General features: G+C 43.2%; 23 protein-coding genes. 19 read left to right on the top strand and 4 right to left on the bottom strand.

Annotation, left to right across the window (positions count from 1 at the left end):
• Nucleotides 1-132: 132 nt before the first annotated feature.
• The 12 genes from cccA to KI350_RS00060 all read left to right on the top strand — a co-directional run bounded on the left by cccA (nucleotide 133) and on the right by KI350_RS00060 (nucleotide 9,904).
• Entirely contained in the window at nucleotides 133-492 is a 360-nt protein-coding gene (gene cccA, locus KI350_RS00115) for a cytochrome c550 (protein ID WP_020452233.1), read from the top strand.
• Between the two features lie 358 nt (nucleotides 493-850).
• Complete coding sequence (locus tag KI350_RS00110; RefSeq protein WP_020452232.1) at nucleotides 851-1,285, top strand: YwqH-like family protein; 435 nt, start codon at nucleotides 851-853, stop codon at nucleotides 1,283-1,285.
• Nucleotides 1,285-1,548, top strand: coding sequence for a YwqI/YxiC family protein (locus tag KI350_RS00105; protein WP_025811144.1), 264 nt, complete (start codon nucleotides 1,285-1,287; stop codon nucleotides 1,546-1,548). The genes KI350_RS00110 and KI350_RS00105 overlap by 1 nt, the downstream gene beginning before the upstream one ends.
• A 25-nt stretch (nucleotides 1,549-1,573) precedes the next feature.
• A complete protein-coding gene (locus tag KI350_RS00100; RefSeq protein WP_145653586.1) occupies nucleotides 1,574-3,592 on the top strand; it encodes a ribonuclease YeeF family protein in 2,019 nt (672 codons plus the stop codon).
• 16 nt (nucleotides 3,593-3,608) lie between these two features.
• Nucleotides 3,609-4,118, top strand: a complete 510-nt coding sequence (locus KI350_RS00095; protein WP_075752280.1) for an Imm6 family immunity protein — start codon at nucleotides 3,609-3,611, stop codon at nucleotides 4,116-4,118.
• 529 nt (nucleotides 4,119-4,647) lie between these two features.
• A complete protein-coding gene (locus KI350_RS00090; RefSeq protein ID WP_075752282.1) occupies nucleotides 4,648-5,151 on the top strand; it encodes an Imm6 family immunity protein in 504 nt (167 codons plus the stop codon).
• 244 nt (nucleotides 5,152-5,395) lie between these two features.
• A complete protein-coding gene (locus KI350_RS00085; protein ID WP_236808577.1) occupies nucleotides 5,396-5,911 on the top strand; it encodes an Imm6 family immunity protein in 516 nt (171 codons plus the stop codon).
• Nucleotides 5,912-6,060: 149 nt separating this feature from the next.
• A complete protein-coding gene (locus KI350_RS00080) occupies nucleotides 6,061-6,717 on the top strand; it encodes a hypothetical protein (RefSeq protein ID WP_236808574.1) in 657 nt (218 codons plus the stop codon).
• A gap of 122 nt (nucleotides 6,718-6,839) precedes the next feature.
• The gene (locus KI350_RS00075) at nucleotides 6,840-7,064 is read left to right on the top strand and encodes a hypothetical protein (protein ID WP_020452227.1); all 225 of its coding nucleotides are present in this window, start codon (nucleotides 6,840-6,842) and stop codon (nucleotides 7,062-7,064) included.
• A 192-nt stretch (nucleotides 7,065-7,256) separates the two neighbouring features.
• Entirely contained in the window at nucleotides 7,257-7,991 is a 735-nt protein-coding gene (locus KI350_RS00070) for an endonuclease V (protein WP_212930399.1), read from the top strand.
• 147 nt (nucleotides 7,992-8,138) lie between these two features.
• Nucleotides 8,139-8,786: a tRNA (adenine(22)-N(1))-methyltransferase gene (locus KI350_RS00065; RefSeq protein ID WP_026579288.1), complete on the top strand. Its 648-nt coding sequence runs from the start codon at nucleotides 8,139-8,141 to the stop codon at nucleotides 8,784-8,786.
• A complete protein-coding gene (locus tag KI350_RS00060; protein ID WP_020452224.1) occupies nucleotides 8,783-9,904 on the top strand; it encodes a Nif3-like dinuclear metal center hexameric protein in 1,122 nt (373 codons plus the stop codon). The genes KI350_RS00065 and KI350_RS00060 overlap by 4 nt, the downstream gene beginning before the upstream one ends.
• 26 nt (nucleotides 9,905-9,930) lie before the next feature.
• On the opposite strand, the gene KI350_RS00055 is transcribed toward KI350_RS00060, so the two are convergent.
• Together KI350_RS00055 and vrrA are read right to left on the bottom strand one after the other, a co-directional pair.
• Nucleotides 9,931-10,875, bottom strand: a complete 945-nt coding sequence (locus tag KI350_RS00055) for a 4-hydroxy-3-methylbut-2-enyl diphosphate reductase (protein ID WP_023855228.1) — start codon at nucleotides 10,873-10,875, stop codon at nucleotides 9,931-9,933.
• A gap of 120 nt (nucleotides 10,876-10,995) precedes the next feature.
• Nucleotides 10,996-11,646, bottom strand: a complete 651-nt coding sequence (gene vrrA, locus KI350_RS00050; protein WP_023855227.1) for a VrrA/YqfQ family protein — start codon at nucleotides 11,644-11,646, stop codon at nucleotides 10,996-10,998.
• Between the two features lie 255 nt (nucleotides 11,647-11,901).
• On the opposite strand from vrrA, the gene KI350_RS00045 reads away from it, so the two are divergent.
• Nucleotides 11,902-13,221, top strand: coding sequence for a DEAD/DEAH box helicase (locus tag KI350_RS00045; protein ID WP_149169679.1), 1,320 nt, complete (start codon nucleotides 11,902-11,904; stop codon nucleotides 13,219-13,221).
• An 11-nt stretch (nucleotides 13,222-13,232) separates the two neighbouring features.
• The gene (locus tag KI350_RS00040; RefSeq protein WP_020452220.1) at nucleotides 13,233-14,126 is read left to right on the top strand and encodes a deoxyribonuclease IV; all 894 of its coding nucleotides are present in this window, start codon (nucleotides 13,233-13,235) and stop codon (nucleotides 14,124-14,126) included.
• 27 nt (nucleotides 14,127-14,153) lie between these two features.
• Here the strand turns inward: KI350_RS00040 and KI350_RS00035 are convergent, their stop codons facing one another.
• Complete coding sequence (locus KI350_RS00035; RefSeq protein ID WP_041817256.1) at nucleotides 14,154-14,408, bottom strand: DUF2624 domain-containing protein; 255 nt, start codon at nucleotides 14,406-14,408, stop codon at nucleotides 14,154-14,156.
• 129 nt (nucleotides 14,409-14,537) lie between these two features.
• Here KI350_RS00035 and KI350_RS00030 point away from each other — a divergent pair, with 129 nt between their 5' ends.
• The 4 genes from KI350_RS00030 (at nucleotide 14,538) to zur (ending at nucleotide 17,611) form a co-directional block, all read left to right on the top strand.
• The gene (locus KI350_RS00030; protein ID WP_020452218.1) at nucleotides 14,538-15,422 is read left to right on the top strand and encodes a YitT family protein; all 885 of its coding nucleotides are present in this window, start codon (nucleotides 14,538-14,540) and stop codon (nucleotides 15,420-15,422) included.
• Nucleotides 15,423-15,565: 143 nt separating this feature from the next.
• A complete protein-coding gene (locus KI350_RS00025) occupies nucleotides 15,566-16,342 on the top strand; it encodes a metal ABC transporter ATP-binding protein (protein WP_041817461.1) in 777 nt (258 codons plus the stop codon).
• Nucleotides 16,342-17,202: a metal ABC transporter permease gene (locus KI350_RS00020; RefSeq protein WP_020452216.1), complete on the top strand. Its 861-nt coding sequence runs from the start codon at nucleotides 16,342-16,344 to the stop codon at nucleotides 17,200-17,202. The genes KI350_RS00025 and KI350_RS00020 overlap by 1 nt, the downstream gene beginning before the upstream one ends.
• A complete protein-coding gene (gene zur, locus KI350_RS00015; protein ID WP_020452215.1) occupies nucleotides 17,180-17,611 on the top strand; it encodes a zinc uptake transcriptional repressor Zur in 432 nt (143 codons plus the stop codon). The genes KI350_RS00020 and zur overlap by 23 nt, the downstream gene beginning before the upstream one ends.
• A gap of 69 nt (nucleotides 17,612-17,680) precedes the next feature.
• Here the strand turns inward: zur and KI350_RS00010 are convergent, their stop codons facing one another.
• On the bottom strand, nucleotides 17,681-18,265 hold the full coding sequence (locus KI350_RS00010) for a 5' nucleotidase, NT5C type (protein WP_145651097.1): 585 nt from the start codon (nucleotides 18,263-18,265) through the stop codon (nucleotides 17,681-17,683).
• A gap of 137 nt (nucleotides 18,266-18,402) precedes the next feature.
• Here KI350_RS00010 and KI350_RS00005 point away from each other — a divergent pair, with 137 nt between their 5' ends.
• Nucleotides 18,403-18,777 (top strand): hypothetical protein, encoded by a 375-nt coding sequence (locus tag KI350_RS00005; RefSeq protein ID WP_020452213.1) that lies wholly within the window; start codon nucleotides 18,403-18,405, stop codon nucleotides 18,775-18,777.
• Nucleotides 18,778-18,934: the final 157 nt, after the last annotated feature.

Below are 18,934 nucleotides of genomic sequence, written 5' to 3'. Positions count from 1 at the left end.
CATCCGTTATTTTGTCTAAAATGTGAACTTCATCAGCTTTTGTTTCATAATTGGTTTACTTTTTGTAAAATTAAAGTAGAATTAGAATTGTTTACATAAGGGGCAGGGGTAAATTAAAAAGGGGGATGTAAAATGAACCGCAATCCATTGATACCATTTTTGTTAATCGCCATTATGGGCATAGGACTTGTTTTTATCTTATCCATAAAAGGCCTTTATGACGAAAAAGAAATTGCAGGTGAAGGGAATAAAACAGCTCAAGAAGACAAAGCGGATGCCTCGCCTGAAGAAATTTACAAAGCGAACTGTGTAACTTGCCACGGCGAGAATTATGAAGGTGTATCAGGTCCTAAACTGAAGGGCGTCGGGGACCGGATGGATACAGGTGCGATTAAAGAAAAGATTGAAAAAGGCGGTAACGGAATGCCGGGCGGACTGGTTCCGGCGGAAAAGCTTGATGATATGGCAAAATGGGTGTCAGAGATTAAATAGCTTTTCCAGATTGGCTAAATCACCAAAAGGATTCGTAATGAAAGCTTAGACAAGAGCTTTTGTGCGAATCCTTTTTTGTTTTCATTAAACGGGGGTTTTTGCTTAGCGGTGAGTCATGTTGAAGGGTGATTTGGACTATTTAGATTTTCGATCCCGGCCTTTAAGAGGATGATGCGTTTGCCGGAAATAGGCCTTTGTTACTTTTTTTGGGGCGCACTCCACCTTTGTGGGGGAAAAAATAAGCATTCCACCCTATTTAAGTAAGATTGCATCTATTTTACTATTATATAAATGGAGAAAATGCAGCGGATGCACTGGTGCCATCCGTCTATTTGAGTATTTCCCTGAGGTGAATCATATGAGTCATGAGAGCACATTGAATCATATCCACAGCACGATTAACCAAAAGCTGGCTGATGTAGAAAGCCGGATTGAACGTGTCAAAACAGCAAAAAAGGAGATTGAGAAAGAACACGAAACCGGGATTGTCGAGATCAGACAGATCTTGCACCCTCATCTGAACAGCCACTGGACGGGGGACTTCGCCAATGATTTTGATGACGAACGGGATGAAGCTCATACATCAATGTACAACATCGTGAACGGAAAGTACGAAGGCTATATTTCACAGCTGGAGAGAAAAATTTTCGCGCTGGAAATTGAAAAACACAGCCTTGAATTGGCGGGAGCGGCAGCTAAAGAGGCGGATCATTTGCTTTCTCTCGGAGAAAAAGCGGTTGATCAGTTGAGCGATAAACTCCGCTCAATCAAAAACAGTTGGAGCTGGTTTTAATGACGACAATCAAGCTGAAACATGAAGCGGTCATCAAAAAGCTGGAGGCCGTAAGAGAGGCGCTCGATGCCCTGGACCTGCCAAATCCTCCGAAAGCGGCGGGGAAAAATAAATTGACATATGTGACAAAGTGCCACGAACGCGAGCAGAACATTCATCAGATGGTGGCCGATTACAAAAAAGCCGTACACAAAAACATAAAGGATACGAAGGAAAATGTCGATTTGCTGAAAGAGCAGGACAAAGCAATCGCCAGAAAATAGCCCTTAGGTTAGAGAGGACAATTCAATGAAAGTATTTGAAGCGCATTCTTTAATTGAAGCAGCGAATAACCGCAAGAAACAATACGAAACCTTTGAGGATCAACTGCAGACGCTCAAAAAAGCGTTTCTTGGGGTCGCTGATTTAGGTGAAGATTTTCAGGGGAAAGGTGCCGACAACATTAAAGACTTCTACAAAGGACAGGCAGAGATCGTAGACAGCTGGTTAAAGCTTGTTGAAGCGCAGATTGCTTTTTTTAAAGGCGTATCAGGTGATATAAAGGACAAAAAGCTGTCCGATTCTTATGTGGAAATCTCTTTTTTGGATCATGAACTGAAAAACGCGGATTTGAAAGCGACGGAAATCGTCTCGGGGCTCAAGTTGGAAATGGATAAAATCATCGCAAGTATCAGCGATATCGTTGACTTGGACAATTGGACGCTCGACGATTATATTGATAAAATGTCTAAAGCGCAAACAACCCGGCAAAACACCATCGACGCCGTTAATCAGCTGGATGAATCGCTCAAGACCGAATACACAAACTTACAAGCGCTCGACAGCGCAGTGCTCGGCAAATATTCCGGGCTGATGGAAGCTACAAGCCACGGAAAAACCGCCTCGCCGATGTATTTTAGCTTGAAATCATTCCACTCAAGCGAGATCTATAAAAATACGATAGAAGTCGAAAATCAAGCCGCCAATTATATTCAATTCAAAAATGAACAGGCAGAAGCGCGCAGGCTTCAGGAAAAACAAGAAGAAGAAGCGAACAAGCCTTGGTATTTAAAAGCGCTTGACGCAGCCGGAACATTTGTCGGAGAAGTCAGCGGGTATTATGATTATAAGAGAGCCGCTGAAGGCGTCGATCCGGTCACAGGAGAAAAGCTGACAGACGGCCAGCGTGTCGCCGCCGGAGCAATGGCGGCAGCAGGATTTATTCCGATCGTAGGGTGGGCAGGCCGAGCCTTCAAAGGCGGCAAAGCCATTTATAAAACAGGAAAAGGACTCATCGCCGCTGAACACGCGCTTGACGCTTACAAAGCCTCAAAAACGTTGAACGTCTTGAAAATGACGGAAATGGGCGCCTACGGCCTTGTCGCTTCAAATGGGTTCTCAGAAGCCGTCACGGGCAAGGACATGTTTGGAAACAAAGTTTCTGAAGAGAGGCGGAAACAAGGCCTGATCGAAGCAGCCTTGAGTCTCGTCGGTGCAGGTGCTGTCGCAAAAACGGCAAACCACGGCGCTCAAACATTGGCCAAAACGGCTGGCAAAAACATTCCGCTCGCGAAATCGCCAAAAGTGGCGCTGGTACAAAAAGGAAACAACATCCTTGAAAAGGTGAAATCCTTCCAAGTTCCAACAAACGTCCGCGTCTACGTCGAACAGCCGGCCTCCGCAACAGGCCACCGCATCGGCACCCCAATTGTCCGCGTGAATGTGGAAAAAACGCCGGTGAAAGAGCTTGGGATTGTGAAGATGGTGAGTGGTGGGGGGACTGGTAAAGGTAAGATCCAACTGGGTAAAAAAGATTTGGATGTTTTACGGAAAAAATGGAATGTTCCAGAGACTAATACAATTGCAGTTGGTAAAACCGATGTAAAAGGACTTGAAAAAATGACTTTTGAAGGTGGATCTCCAGAAGTAAGAAAAGAAGCTGGACTGCCTTCATTGGATACAATCTTACCAAATAGAGAGATTAGGGCCCCATACGATCATATGAAAAATCCTAAATTAGCACAGTTTACAAGGCATGCTGAAGAAGGAGTTTTAAACGAGTTTGATTCTGCTGTAAAGAAGGCAGGCATCGAACCGACGGAAGTAACAGGTACATTAAGAGTTCACCAGTCTAATCCAAGAGGCGTATGCAATAAGTGTAGTAAAGGATTACTTAAACCTTATCCTATTGAGAAGAGTGGTATATTTTATCAAGCAAGTAAGAAATATCCTAATCTAACAATAGAAGTAACATCAGAGATTGATGATAGTGTTAAAACTAATGGACTGTTATCTTTCGTTTTAAAAGATGGAAAGATTATCGGATAATTTTAAGGAGGAAATCATGGATAATATATTTTTGGATAATTTACAAGATGAAGTTAAAGTAGGCTTTGTTTTAACAGTTGCCGAAAGAGTATTTTCTGTAATCAGCAAAGACGATGAAAGGTATGCTGAAGGAAGAGAAGCATTGGACAAATGTTGGTTATGGGTTGAATCTTATGCCGTTACTGGTGATGACTTATACGAGCTTATTGATAACGCAGACTTTACAGGAATTTCAGAATTTGCTGAGGAAGAAGAAGACTTGAATATTGCTAGGTTGTGGTCACTATTGGTTGATGCTGTCGCTTATACTTCTTGGGAAGCTTATAAAAAAGAAAAAGTGAAATATTTACCACAAGCTTTAGAAGGTATAAATAAAGATAGCATTACCATCTTTTTAAACAGTGCAGTGGAAACTGGTTTTATCACATCGAAAGAGGTTGAAAGGATAAGAAAGGGCATTGAGGATTATCAGAGTACAAACGAGGAGATCCCCACAAAAAGAGAAGTGTTTATAAAGTTATTTTAATTAGGAAAGAATCAATCGTAAGTTTAATATATGTTTATTAACCGTTCCTAAAGTTAAGAATAAAGCACTTGATTGCCAAGCAAAGGCGATAAGTGCTTTTTCCAGTTTTAGGATATAAAATGAAAGTGGTGCACTTGAAGTTAGAAAAGAAGCCGGGCTTCCCGATTTAGACTCAGTAATGCCAGATAGACCTATAAAATCTCCAGGAAAAATCGCAAGTGCAACAAGACATGCTGAAGAAGGCGTGTTAAATGACTTTATAAGGAAAGTAGAAGCTTAGGAAAAAATCCTGCTGAAATAACAGGAACATTAAAAATTCACCAATCTAATCCTAAAGGGGTTTGTCCAACCTGTATTCAAGGACTAAATAATCCGAATGTATCAGCTGGAGTATTTAAGAAATTTAGCGAGATGTTTCCTAATTTAACGATAAAAGTAACTTCTGAGACTATTCAAGGAATCAAGCCAAACGGAAGATTGAATTTAGTTATTAAAAATGGTGAATATATTTAATTGAGGAGTGTAGTAGATGTTTCAAGAGTGGGAAGAATTGAATGATCATTTAAAATCTGCATATTATTTAGGACTTTGTGAAGCAATAGTTCCTGCATTAAAACAATCAAATAATTTCAATTATATAAAAGAAGCATTAGATGCCTGCTGGAAGTGGCTTGAACACAAGAATATAGAAGCAGACGATCTTTATGCTTACCTGGAAAATTTAGATGATACAGGGATTTTAACTTTAATGCAGCTTGAATCAAATGAAGATGATCTAGATGCTTGGATATGTATTGCTGATGCAACATCTTATACAATTTACAAAGCATATAAATATCAGAAAGATGAGCATTTACCTGAAACCATCGAATCTATTGATTCGTACGAGTTATTTGAGGAATTTCATAGTCACTATAATTTATTATCTAAAAATCCAGGTCAAAAAGAAAAAGCTTTTTTGAAGTTTTTGAAAAAAGAGGGGTCAGAAAAAGTTTCCAAGGAGAGCGTTCAAGATTTTTTACTTAATAGTTAGAATAGAAATAAGAAAGCTGGAATATCCAAGCTACGGATTGGACACTCGACGATGATATTAATAAAATGTCAAATCGCAAAAAACGGCAAAACACCATCATGAATACGCGCTTGACGCCTACAAAGCCTCAAACACGTTGAACGTCTTTGTAACATCGGAAGGAAATTGATGAAAGCATTAAAGTAACCGGTGACTTAATCTAAAGATTAAAAATGGAAAGGATATTGATTAGTTGGAGGTTAAAATGATGACTGATACAAACTTCGATCGTTTCACAGAAGACAGTAAAGTAATATTTTTTCTTGGACTTTCAGAAAAAGTTTCGTCGGTATTTTCCCGAAAGGAAGACCAGATGTTTGCCCGGGAAGCTCTAGAAAAATGTTGGGAGTGGATAAAAGATAAAAATAATATAGGGGATATTCTTTATGATTTATTGGATAGTGAGGGAAATGGCATAACTATAATTCAAGAGATGTCAGATAATGAAATAGATGTCGCAGCTTGGAACTGTATGATTGATGCAGTTGCATACACTAGTCGAAAAGCATTTGAACGAGAAGGTGTTAAATATTATCCAGAACCAATTGCTTTAGTGGATGACACATTAGTGGACCATTTTATTGACTGTTTTGACAAATGTATAGAGGGTTCAGATAATTATATTCAGAGAATAAATTCTTTGCTGGACGATTACAGGAATGCGGATATTGCGAGTGATTTGAGGAAAAAAATATTAAAGGAATTACAAATACAAAATTAACTACAGCTCTCCTATTTTATGAACCTTTGTGAATTAGAACTTATCAAATTAGAAAAGGATGTTTAAAGTTTAGAGTTACAGGAAATCCCTGAGCAGAAATACAAGATATAGCAGAAAACAAATCAACAGTTCATAATAGAAAATCAGGAGTGAACGCTTTGTCTAATTCCATAAAATCATTAGAACCTATAAATATACCGTGCGGCTGGTTCGTTAAATATAATGATTTAACCGACACACATGAAAAAGTTGAACCAAATACCATATTATTAGAATTAGAAAAACAAAGATATCATGCTGCGGTCAAAATCATGAAAGGCCGGGATGATTATCTTATTCATATGTGTGATAATTATGGAGAAACGATTGACACAATCCATGTTGAAGATCGCCGGCAGTTAGTGAAGGAATTGGAACGGATCATTTGGAAAATTGAAGCGGCGGCATTTGGAGGAAACATTTTCATTTTTGAAGGACCTCCTGACTATTTGCGTCTGAGAATTCCTCAAGGGTGGACCGTCTCTTATAATAAACTTGATATCGATCCAGATCAGTTAGAGGAAGACAGTGATGACTGGTTTAACTTTACGTCATCATTATTGCAGTTGGAGCATAAAGAAAGCCGCTTGATTTTAGATGTCGGATGGTACATAGATATTGATCCTTCAGGCACCTTTTATATGCTGTTAATAAAAAATCTAGACTGGGAAAACCCGTTAGAAGACATGGAAACGAGAAGGCCGGAAAAATTAGTGGCCCATATAGAAGCCACTCTTCAAAAAGCAGTCGAACATAAATATAAATAGCCGGCCGATGATATGTTGGATTAAGCCACCTCATTATTAATTGATTTTGATAAGCGAAAGTTGTATTCCATGTACCCAGAGCCGGCATCTTATGAAGAATATAAAAGATAGGAGAGTGTCTTATGAATAGTAATGATACGGTAACCATGTTAAATGAGGAATTTGTGAATGATCAGACAGGTGAAAAGGTTGAAGGCATTACGATTATCATAGATGGACAATTTAAACAAGTTTTAGATATCATTAAAGCCAAAAGCGACAGTTATGAGAATTACACTGAAATCATACGGGACGCTGTTTTTGAGGGTGTAAACAGTATGACGATGAAGCTGAGAAATAAAGAATAATAATGAATGATTAGAAAATACTTCGATTTACAAAAAGACAAACAGAGCTCCCAATTTTTTGCTTGTTGAGGGGTTCTTTTTATATATGCTGATCGTTCTATAAGACATCTCGCTGTCCCGGCTTATCCCGGTATGAATCAATAACTTTGAATGAACTTAAAAAATGGGATGATAGAAAGTTGGTTTTTAAAGATGAACATCAACAACATACACGATTTTAATTTAAACCAAGAAAATGACTTCTTAACGATACAAACAAAACTAAAAAAACATATCAATCTAGTAAACTCCATCAGTAAAGACGCTCTGCAAACCTGTGCGGGGGTTGATTTAGCTTATTGGGAGGAAGATGGTGAAGCGTTTGGTGTCTGCAGTATCATCGTGCTGGATTTTCATACGAAGCGTGTCATTGAAAAAGTACATAGTGCAGGGAAAATCGCTGTGCCTTATATCGCGGGGTTTCTTGCTTTTAGGGAGCTGCCGCTTATTATTAAGGCGGCTAAGAAGCTGACGATTGAACCGGATGTTTTTTTATTTGACGGGAATGGCTATCTCCATTTTAACCATATGGGGATTGCGACACATGCGGCGTTTTTTCTCGAAAAGCCAACGATCGGCATTGCGAAAACTTACTTGAAAATAAAACAAACTGATTTTGTGATGCCTGATAATAAATTCGGCGCTTATACCGATATTGTAATTGATGGCGAAGTCTACGGACGTGCGGTGCGGACAAGGCAAGATGTCAAACCGATATTTCTATCATGCGGACATTTGCTTGATTTAGACAGCAGTTATGACATCGCGATGAGCTTGGTCAATCGAGAAAGCAGGCTGCCGATTCCGGTTCGGCTCGCGGATCTTGAGACTCATGCTTTACGTGCGTACTACAGAGAAAAATCAAAAATTGATCGAGTAGAATGTTGATTTGCTGTTCCAGCTTGGAAACTAAAGCGATTTTTTATATGATAGTAAAGGAAAAATGAATCTAGAAAAGTTGTGATAATTGTGAATGAATTGAAGTTATCGAAAAGGCTGCAGACTGTGGCGGAATACATAACAAAAGGGGCGGTTGTGGCTGATATCGGGTCTGATCATGCGTATTTGCCTTGCTATTGTGTGCTGAATCGCCTGGCAAGCGCTGCGATTGCCGGAGAAATCACAGATGGTCCTTTTCTTTCTGCGAAGCAGCAGGTTGAGAAATTGCAGTTAAGTCCGCTCATTTCCGTGAGGAAAGGAGACGGGCTTGAAGTGATTGAAAAGGGCGAAGCTGATGTGATCACGATTGCCGGAATGGGAGGCTCGCTCATTGCTCACATTCTAAAAGCGGGCAAGGATAAGCTCTCAGGTAAGGAACGTTTGGTTTTACAGCCGAATATCCACGCTCACCATATTAGAGAATGGCTCTATCAGGAAGGCTATGCACTGATCAATGAAGAAATCCTTGAGGAAGACGGCAAGTACTATGAGGTTCTCGTCGCGGAAGCGGGCGATCGGGATGCGGCTTACGATGGGATTTCCTTTGCGGCAGGCATGCTTGTCGGCCCATTTTTGGCCAAACAAAAAAATGCTGTTTTTATCAAAAAATGGTCGCAAGAACTGAAACATACGGAAAACATCTATCAACAAATTGAAGCGGCTCTTCCGAGTGCAGAAAATCAACAAAAATTGCTTGAACTGTCAAAACGGATAGAGGTCTTAAAGGAGGTACTTAGAAGATGACAAAAACGATAAACGGGCATGAAATCATCCAATTGTTTGAACAATTTTCACCAAAGTCATACGCCGTTGAAGGCGATAAAATCGGCCTGCAAATCGGCACGCTGAACAAAACGGTGTCCAATGTCATGGTCACGCTAGATGTTCTCGAAGAAACGGTTGATGAAGCGATTGCAAAGAACGTTGACTTAATCATTGCGCACCATCCGCCTGTTTTCAGGCCGCTGAAACATGTCATCACAGACCAGCCCGGCGGAAGGCTGATCGAAAAGTGCATCAAGCATGATATCGCCGTTTATGCGGCTCATACAAATCTCGATGTTGCTGACGGCGGTGTCAACGACATGCTTGCGGAAGCGCTGGAATTAAAGAACACAAAAGTGCTCGTTCCAACCTACGAAGAGCCACTGAAAAAACTCGCCGTCTATGTCCCGAAAGATTATGAAGAACAGGTGCGCGCAGCGCTTGGAGACGCCGGAGCCGGTCATATCGGCGCCTACAGCCACTGTGCGTTTTCTTCAGAAGGAGTCGGCAGCTTCAAGCCGCTGTCTGAAGCCGATCCTTTTATTGGCAAGCGGGGCGAGCTTGAACGGGTCGAAGAGGTAAGAATCGAGACCGTTTATCCGTCAGGTATTGAAAAATCCGTGATCAAAGCGATGAATGAGGCTCATCCGTATGAAGAAGTGGCCTTTGATATTTATCCCGTCGAGCAGAGTCCGCTTCGAAAAGGGCTGGGTCGTATCGGTGAATTGAATGAAGAGATGACACTCGAAGCATTTGCCCGTTATGTGAAAGAAAAGCTGGAGGCAAACGGAGCGCGGATGGTGGGCAAGTCTGATGCGAAAGTGAAGAAGGTCGCTGTATTAGGCGGCGACGGCAATAAATACATCCATCATGCAAAACGTATGGGCGCCGATGTATATGTAACAGGAGATCTTTATTTCCATACAGCGCACGATGCCATGATGATCGGGCTGAATGTGGTCGACCCTGGACATTATGCCGAACAAATCATGAAAAACGGAGTTGCGAAAAAGCTGACGGCGATGTGCCGAAAGAAAAAATACAATGTCGCCGTCTTTCCATCAGATACAAATACGAACCCGTTTACATTTTTATAAAAACAAAACCTGAAGCGATGGATGCTTCAGGTTTTTGCTTTTACTTTAGGCAAGATTTTTTGAAGAGGTACTTCGTGACTGATCTTCCATGTGGAAGGATCTTCACGATCGAATTGTTCTAAAAAGCGGATGACTTCTTTTGTAATCGGAGTCGGGGTCGATGCGCCGGCCGTTACAGCGACGGTTTCCACGCCGTCGAGCCATTCCAGCTTTAATTCGCTTAAATCGCCGATCCGGTATGCTTTCGTGCCTGCGATTTCCTCGGAGACCTGGGCGAGGCGATTCGAGTTATTGCTTTTCGGATCGCCGACAACGATTGTCAAGTCGGCTTTTTTCGCCTGTTCGGACACCGCTTCCTGACGCACCTGGGTGGCCAGACAAATCTCCTGGTGGAATTCAACATCCGGATATTTTTCTTTTACTTTTTCCATAATATCATGGACATCCCATTGGGACATCGTCGTTTGGTTCGTGACAATCAGTTTCTCCGCTTCAATGTCCAGCCTTTCCACGTCTTCTTCGGTTTCGACAAGATGAACGATATCCGGGGCGACACCGACCGCTCCTTCAGGCTCCGGGTGTCCTTTTTTTCCAATGTAGATGACGTGATAGCCTTCCGCTTTCATTTTTCGGATTAAATCGTGTGTTTTTGTCACATCAGGGCAGGTGGCGTCAATCGCGACAAGACCTTTATCCTCAGCTATTTTACGGACTTCGGGCGAAACGCCGTGAGCGGTGAAGATCACCGTTCCTTTGTCGACCTGATTCAAAATCTCAAGCCGGTTCGGACCGTCAAGCGTATAAATGCCCTCTTTTTCAAATGCGTCGGTGACATGTTTATTGTGAACGATCATTCCTAAAATATATATAGGTCTCGGCAGACTTTTATCGAGAGCCGCGTTTTTTGCGATGACCATGGCGTCGACGACACCGTAGCAATAGCCGCGCGGCGATATTTTAATTACGTTCATTCTTAGTCCTCCTATAAAGAAGTAAGAGCCGGGCATGATAAAAAGCCGTAAAAAACGGCTTATTTTTGCAGTCTCTATAGACCTCATTATATCTGATCCCGCAGGAGATATCAAAGAATGTTATACATACAGTTTAGGTTTTGATCCTCCGGTTTTTCTTTTTGCAGACGGAGGGGCTGAACGGCTCCGTTTTTTTCTGATTTCTTCGGCTTTGGATTTTTCGGGTGTTTTGGAAGACACTTTTATTTCTTCTTTCTTTTCGCCGCTCGTTTCGGTCTTGTTGTCCGGTTCGCCTTTTTGTTGTTCGCTGTCCTCCACTTCAGTATCATCGGAATTCAGCTGTCTGAACATTTTCACCATGCCGGGGAGATTGCGGACGAGAGGTCCGTATTGCTGAATCATCGGCGTTACTTGCTGGGCTACACCGAGCGCTTTTTGAACATTGCCGAGCATGTTTGAAATGGTAGCCGGATTGGCAAGACCCTGAATGCCTCCAAGGCCGCTTCCGGTTCCGCCGAGGCCTGCTCCTGTTCCCCCGGACGCGGCAGATCCAGGAAGGATTTTCGAGAGCAAACCCTGAATCCCGCCGGCTCCTCGCGCCCCTGCTTGCTCCTGGGCGGCGCCCATCGGCTGAAACATTTGCTGCAGGCCGCGCTGCTGCGCTTGAGGGGGCTGCATTCTCATCCCCGGATGTCTCGGCATCAAGGCTCTGCCGGGCCTTTGCGGCATCTGCGGTCCTGGCTGATTTCTCATCGGCTGTTGCTGAAACATACTTGTACCTCCTTTCAAAATCCTTCTCTTGATAGGGTATGCACCAACGGTGGCAAAGTGCCTTTGCCGCCGGCCCGAATAGGGCGGGGGTGATGGTTTTTTTCCGCAGGATCAGTTATAATTTAATGATGGACATGATATCAGCCTTTTTTTAAGCAGTGCGGCATAAAAAAGGATACATAAGCGCACAATTCAGCCATATAGGATAAAGCTTGGAGCGCCGGAATAAAGGCTTTCCAAGAAGGAGTTGGGAAAATGAAACAAACGAAATTTGAAATGTACGATTTAAAGCCGTTTATTATAGAGGCTGTTCACGACTTGGGATTTTATGAGCCGACTGATATTCAGAAGCGGTTAATTCCTGCGGCGCTGAAAGGGGAGAGCGCGATCGGACAGTCGCAGACAGGTACGGGAAAAACGCATGCCTATCTGCTCCCGCTCTTAAGCAGGATCGATTTTGAAAAAGAGTTCGTTCAAGTCGTGATTACGGCTCCGACAAGGGAGCTCGCCAACCAGATTCATCAGGAAGTCCTGAAAATCACCAAGTTTTTAGGGCCTGATGAAGCGGTTCGTTCGAAATGTTTCATCGGCGGTACCGATAAACAAAAATCGATTGACAAATTAAGAACACAGCCCCATCTGGTGGTTGGTACGCCGGGGCGGATTGCAGATCTGATCAGGGAGCAGGCGCTCGATGTTCATAAAGCCGGTTCGCTCGTTATCGACGAGGCGGACTTAATGCTTGATATGGGATTTTTGGAAGATGTCGATTTTATCGGGTCGCATATGCCTGAAGGCTTGCAGATGCTCGTATTTTCCGCAACGATTCCAGAAAAATTAAAGCCTTTCCTGAAAAAGTATATGGCCAATCCGAGGTATGCGCATGTTGAGCCGAAGCACATCACGGCCGAAAAAATCGAACACGTGCTGATACCTTCCAGACACAGGGATAAAAATGAGCTGCTGCTCGAGGTTATGACCCATTTAAATCCGTATTTGGCGATTGTTTTTGCCAATACAAAAACAACGGCTGACGAAATCGCCGCATACCTGACGGACAAAGGGATGAAAGTCGGACTTCTTCACGGAGGGCTTACGCCGCGGGAACGAAAAAAAGTGATGAAGCAAATCGGCGATCTGGAATTCACCTATATCATAGCCACTGATTTGGCTGCAAGGGGAATCGATATTAAAGGCATCAGCCATGTCATTAACTATGAACTGCCAGACGATCTTGATTTTTACGTTCACCGCGTCGGCCGTACAGCGCGCGCCGGAACATCCGGAACAGCGATGACGTTTTATGATACATCTGACGAAGATGCACTTGTGAAGCTTGAACAGATGGGAATCGTGTTTGAAAACATGAGGATTGAAAAAGGCGAGTGGAAAAAGATCGATGACCGCAAGCGCCGGCAGAACCGAAAAAGAACGCCTGATGAAACGGATGAGGCCGCCAAGCGGCTTGTGAAAAAACCGAGAAAAGTCAAGCCAGGATATAAGAAGAAAATGCAGACGGAAATCAATAAAATAAAAAGACAGCAAAAAAGAAAGCAATTTAGAAAAGGAAAGTAGGGGAAACAGTTTTGTTGAAAATCGGTTCACACGTCTCAATGAGCGGAAAACATATGCTGCTTGCGGCCAGTCAGGAGGCAAGCTCCTACGGCGCCAATACATTTATGATCTATACGGGAGCGCCGCAAAACACGCGCAGGAAAAAAATCGAGGATTTAAATATTGAAGCAGGAAGAGCCCATATGGAGGAGAACGGCATCTCTGATATCGTCGTTCATGCCCCGTATATTATCAATATCGGCAATACAACAAATCCGGCCACATTTGAGCTCGGTGTCGAGTTCCTGCGTTCTGAAATTGAAAGGACGTCGGCGATCGGCGCCAGACAAATCGTTCTTCACCCGGGAGCTCATGTAGGTGCAGGCGCAGAAGCGGGCATTCAAAAAATCATCGAAGGATTGAACGAGGTCATCGACCCGAATCAGAATGTGCAGATCGCTTTGGAAACGATGGCCGGCAAAGGTTCAGAATGCGGACGGACGTTTGAGGAGTTGGCACAGATCATCGACGGCGTTACACACAATGAACATTTATCCGTCTGCTTCGATACATGCCATACCCATGACGCGGGTTACGATGTCGTATCCGACTTTGACGGTGTCTTAAACGAATTCGATAAGATCGTCGGAATCGACCGTTTAAAAGTGCTTCATATTAATGACAGCAAGAATGTCAGAGGCGCGAGAAAGGACCGGCACGAAAACATCGGATTCGGAGAAATCGGTTTTGATGCGCTTCAATACATCGTTCACCACGATCAGCTGAAAGATATTCCGAAAATCCTTGAAACGCCTTATGTAGGAGAAGATAAAAAGAACAAAAAGCCGCCGTATCGGTTTGAAATTGAAATGCTTAAAAATAAACAGTTTGATGAAGGGCTGCTGGAAAAAATCAAGCAGCAATAAAAAAGGGGGGCGTATCAGCTCCCCTTTTTATGATACGTATTGAGAAAACAGCTGGTTCAAAAGCTGCACCGCTTCTTTTGAAGTGACCGCTTCCACCTGCTTGAGCAGTTTATTGCGTTCTTCCTCATTAAAAATATTGATGTTTTTTCCTTTCACAAGCTGTTCTACTTCAAGCGCCTGTTTTCTTGTTACATGAATTCCGTATTGTTTAGCGTACTTCAGCACCTCGTCAGCCGTGACCTGATTTAAACGCTGCAGCACGATTTTTTGAAATAAAATCACGTCCATTCCTCCCCTCTGAACTAATGTATGGCGTAAAATTAAAAATGTGTCATTTTTTTATTTCAGTCTGTTAAATGATATGATGATGATATGGGACGGTTTGGCCAGTTTGGGAAAAGGAGAGACAGAATGGCAAATACCATAAAACAGCATAAAAAAGAATCAGCGGTCAAAATGGCGTTTCGGATCGTCATGATTCTCGTCGGGGCTGCCTGCGCAGCCGCCAGCATCGAATTATTTTTAGTGCCGAACAACATCATTGACGGGGGCATTATCGGCATTTCACTAATATTGGACTACATTTTTAAAGATACTCCGTATATCAACTTCGCACTGCTCGTCGTCGTTCTTAACATTCCGTTTATGTTTTCAGGCTACAAGCACATCGGAAAAACGTTCTTAATTTCAACCCTGATCGGAATCATCAGCTTGTCAATTATTGAAACCTTGTTGCATCATGTAGAAGGGGTTACGACTCAGCCCGTCCTGGCAGCCGTATTCGGCGGTCTTCTGCTCGGATTCGGCGTAGGGCTTGTTATTCGTAACGGCGGTTCTATGGATGGAACTGAGATACTCGGCATTTTGCTTACGAAAAAGCTGCCGTTTTCAGTCGGCGAATTTGTCATGTTCGTCAATGTCTTTATTTTTGCGTGGGCAAGCTTTGTATTCGGCCTTGAGCAGGCTATGTTTTCGGTTATGACGTACTATATTGCGATGAAGACGATCGACGCCGTTATTCAAGGGCTTGATGAGACGAAAGCGGTCATCATCGTTTCAGATCAATACGAGGAGATTTCCGATGCGCTGCTGCATCGCCTCGGCCGGGGAACGACCAAGCTCAAAGGGAAAGGCGGCTATTCCGATGAGGACACAGAAGTGATTTATGCCGTTGTGACCAGGCTTGAAGTGACGAAGCTGAAATCGATTGTTTTCGATATTGATCACAATGCTTTTATAACGATTATGGACACGCACGAAACGCGTGGAGGAAAGTTCAAAAACGCCATCCATTAGGCTTTCATTTACTTTTTTTTAGTTTATATGTATAATTTAAAGATGAACTGGTCAATCGTGAAAATGGCTTGCTGCTTTTCGGCTGCCATTTTCTTTTTGTGCGATAAATCGTAATGATTCTGGAGAATTTGAAGGTGAACGTATTGAAACAACCTATTATTGAAATGAAGCATGTATCATATTCCTATGATCATCGAAATGTGATAGAAGATATAAATTTGAAAATTGAAGAAGGGACTTTTCTCGGCCTGGTCGGTCCAAACGGATCGGGAAAGACGACATTGCTGAAATGCATTCTCGGGCTGATTAAGCCGCAGACAGGCGAACTTAAATTGTTCGGCGTCCCTTTCAGAAAATTTAAGGACTGGAGCAAAATCGGCTTCGTATCCCAAAAAGCAAACAGCTTTAACACCGGTTTTCCCGCTTCCGTATATGAAGTGGTGGCAAGCGGTTTAACAGCGAAGCTCGGCTTATTCAGGCGCATGTCCAAAGCCGATAAGCAAAAGGTGGATGAAGCGATCGAAGCCGTCGGCATCACGTCCCTGAAAGACAGGAACATCGGCGAGCTTTCGGGGGGACAGCAGCAAAGAACTTTCATTGCGAGAGCGCTTGTGAGCGAACCGAAGCTGCTCATTCTTGACGAGCCGACGGTCGGAGTCGATCAAAAAACAGTTGAAGGGTTTTACAAGCTGCTGGAGAAGTTGAATCGTGAAAAAGGCATTACGCTCATTCTTGTCACCCATGATGTCGGCACGGTTTCCGATAAAGTCACACACGTTGCCTGCATGAATAAACATCTTCATTTTCACGGCAATACAGAAGAGTTTGAGTCCATGACAGATCAAGACTTGTCTCAATTTTACGGGCATGATGTTCAAGCCATCAGCCACAATCACCATCATCATGGAGGACACGAATAATGCTGACACCTTTTTTTCATTATGAGTTTTTGCAAAACGCTTTTATTTCAGGAATATTAATCGGCCTCATTGCGCCCTTGCTCGGTGTATTCATCGTTGTCAGGCGCCTGTCGCTGATCGCAGATGCGCTCAGCCACGTCTCTTTAGCCGGCATAGCGGCGAGCCTGTATGCAGGCAAACAGTTTGAAGTGCTCGCCGGGGTCAGCCCGATCTATTTCGGAATGGCATTTTCCGTTGCCGGATCTTTGATCATCGAGAGGCTGAGAACGGTTTATAAACATTATCAGGAGCTGGCGATCCCGATTATCATGTCGGGGGGAATCGGGATTTCCGTTATTTTTATTTCGCTTGCGGACGGATTTAATACGGATCTGTTCAGCTATCTATTCGGCAGCGTCAGCGCTGTTTCGCGCGAAGACATGCTGGTGATCGTCGGAATTTCCGCAGCCGTTTTGATCGTGGTGTTTTCCCTTTTTAAAGAGCTGTTTCTTCTGTCATTTGATGAAGAGCATGCAAAAGCTTCGGGGATTTCCGCAAAGTGGATTCATTTTATATTTATTTTGATCGTTGCGCTTGTGATCGCCGCCTCTATGAGAATCGTCGGTACGCTTCTCGTTTCAGCGCTGATGACGCTCCCTGTCGCTGCAAGCATGCGCATTGCCAAGGGGTTTAAGCAGGCGATCTTCTTATCGATCCTATTCGGTGAACTTTCCGTCATCGTCGGCCTGGTGCTTGCCTATCATCTCGATCTAGCGCCGGGGGGAACGATCGTGATGCTGTCGATCTTTATCCTGATACTGTGCATCAGTTATAATAAAATCAAAAGGAGGATTCGCCGTGAACGTACAGGAAGCGCTTGATTTACTGAAGGAAAAAGGATATAAATATACAAGCAAACGGGAGGATATGCTTCAGCTGTTTAGTGATTCTGATAAATATTTAACGGCGAAAAATGTCCTTTCCGCTTTAAACGATGATTATCCGGGGTTAAGCTTTGATACGATCTACAGGAATTTGTCGCTGTTTGAAGAACTCGGCATTTTGGAAACGACTGAGCTTTCCGGTGAAAAGCTGTTCCGTTTTAAATGTTCTTCTGCTCATCACCACCATCATTTTATTTGCATGGTGTGCGGCAAAACGAAGGAAATCGAGCTATGTCCGATGGAAAAGCTGACAGACGATCTTGACGGCTACCAGATCAGCGGCCATAAGTTTGAAATTTACGGAACGTGCCCGCGATGCGAAGAAAAAAGCACGGAAGCGCAGTAAAGAAAAGCGGCATATGGCGTTTAAAGCCATATGCCTTTTTAACGCAAAAAGCATGTAAGAGACTTTATCTTACATGCTTTTTGCGCCTTTAATCGTTTTCTCGTTCTTTTTCAGCCATTCGGCGGCTTCAAGCCAGCTGTCGACTCTGACGATGTTTGAATCGGTCGGAAGCTGATTGTACGGCGTATTAAACAACAGAACCGGAATGCCTGCTTCTTTTGCAATCATGGTTGCATTCCCGTGGTGGTCCTCAAAGAAAACATCGATTTCATGCCTGAAGACGGCTTCCAGTTTATCGTGTCCGCCGACAAGTTCTATATGGTCATAATGAATGTCGCGTTTCTCGAACCAGTCAAAGGTGACATCCTCCAGATGGTGTCTTCTTGCTGTAATGTATATCAGTTTATGCTGCTTTTTCAGCTCATCCAGCGTCTGTTTGGCATATTGAGCCAGCAACGCTTCCTGATAGATGCGGGGCTCGTTTTCGTTCATCCATTTCCAAAAATCTTCTTGGGATATATTCAGCAGCTTTGTTAAGTCATATTCCTTAATATCTTCCAATGTAATGGAGAGGCTGAACGACTCGTTCAAATAGGGAACAAAAGTATCCTGGGCAGTGATCGTTCCATCAATATCGATTCCTAAATGTAACATGTCCACACTCCTTATCATCCATTCCTCCAGTGTATCATAATCTTTTAACATTTACAGTAAAGTTTAGCAAACATGAATCGGGCTAAAATGCTTAAACTATAAATGCTCCTTTATGGATTAAAGAGGGGGGATATCGAATGGAAAAAGATCAAAATGTTCGCGATCGTGACCGAGCCGGTTATGATGCTGACCTAGTCGATGCGACTTTAGATAATGATGAATTTTTAGAAGAAACAGCAGCAGAAGTTGCCCCGACTTATCGTACAGATAACGGGAACAACGGAGAAGCGCGTAACGATGCCGCCGATGCTGCCGGCGGACGTGTAACCGGATATATCGCGCTTGCGCTTTCGATTATTTCCTTGTTTATGCTTCCAGTGCTGTTAGGAATTGCAGGGATCATTGTCGGTTATATAGCCAGAAGACAAGGAGCAGCTGGCTTAGGAGCATGGGCAATGGGTATCGGTGCAGTTTCCTTGGTGCTTGGCATATTCATCACCCCGTTTTTCTAACGGAAAAAGCTTGACGGATATCCGTCAAGCTTTCAGACTGTTGACAAAATAGGTCGGATTTTTATAATCCGACCTATTTTTGTCCAATTTATTCTGTTTTTTCGATGAGAATGCTGGCGAATTGGACTTTTCCAAGTCCAATTCGCCAGCTTTTTGA

This window comes from Bacillus sp. J41TS8, from assembly GCF_018333035.1.
GTDB classification, from domain to species: domain Bacteria; phylum Bacillota; class Bacilli; order Bacillales; family Bacillaceae; genus Bacillus; species Bacillus paralicheniformis.
Note: the sequence above shows the minus strand (reverse complement) of the source record. Positions and strands in the feature narration are given on the sequence as shown.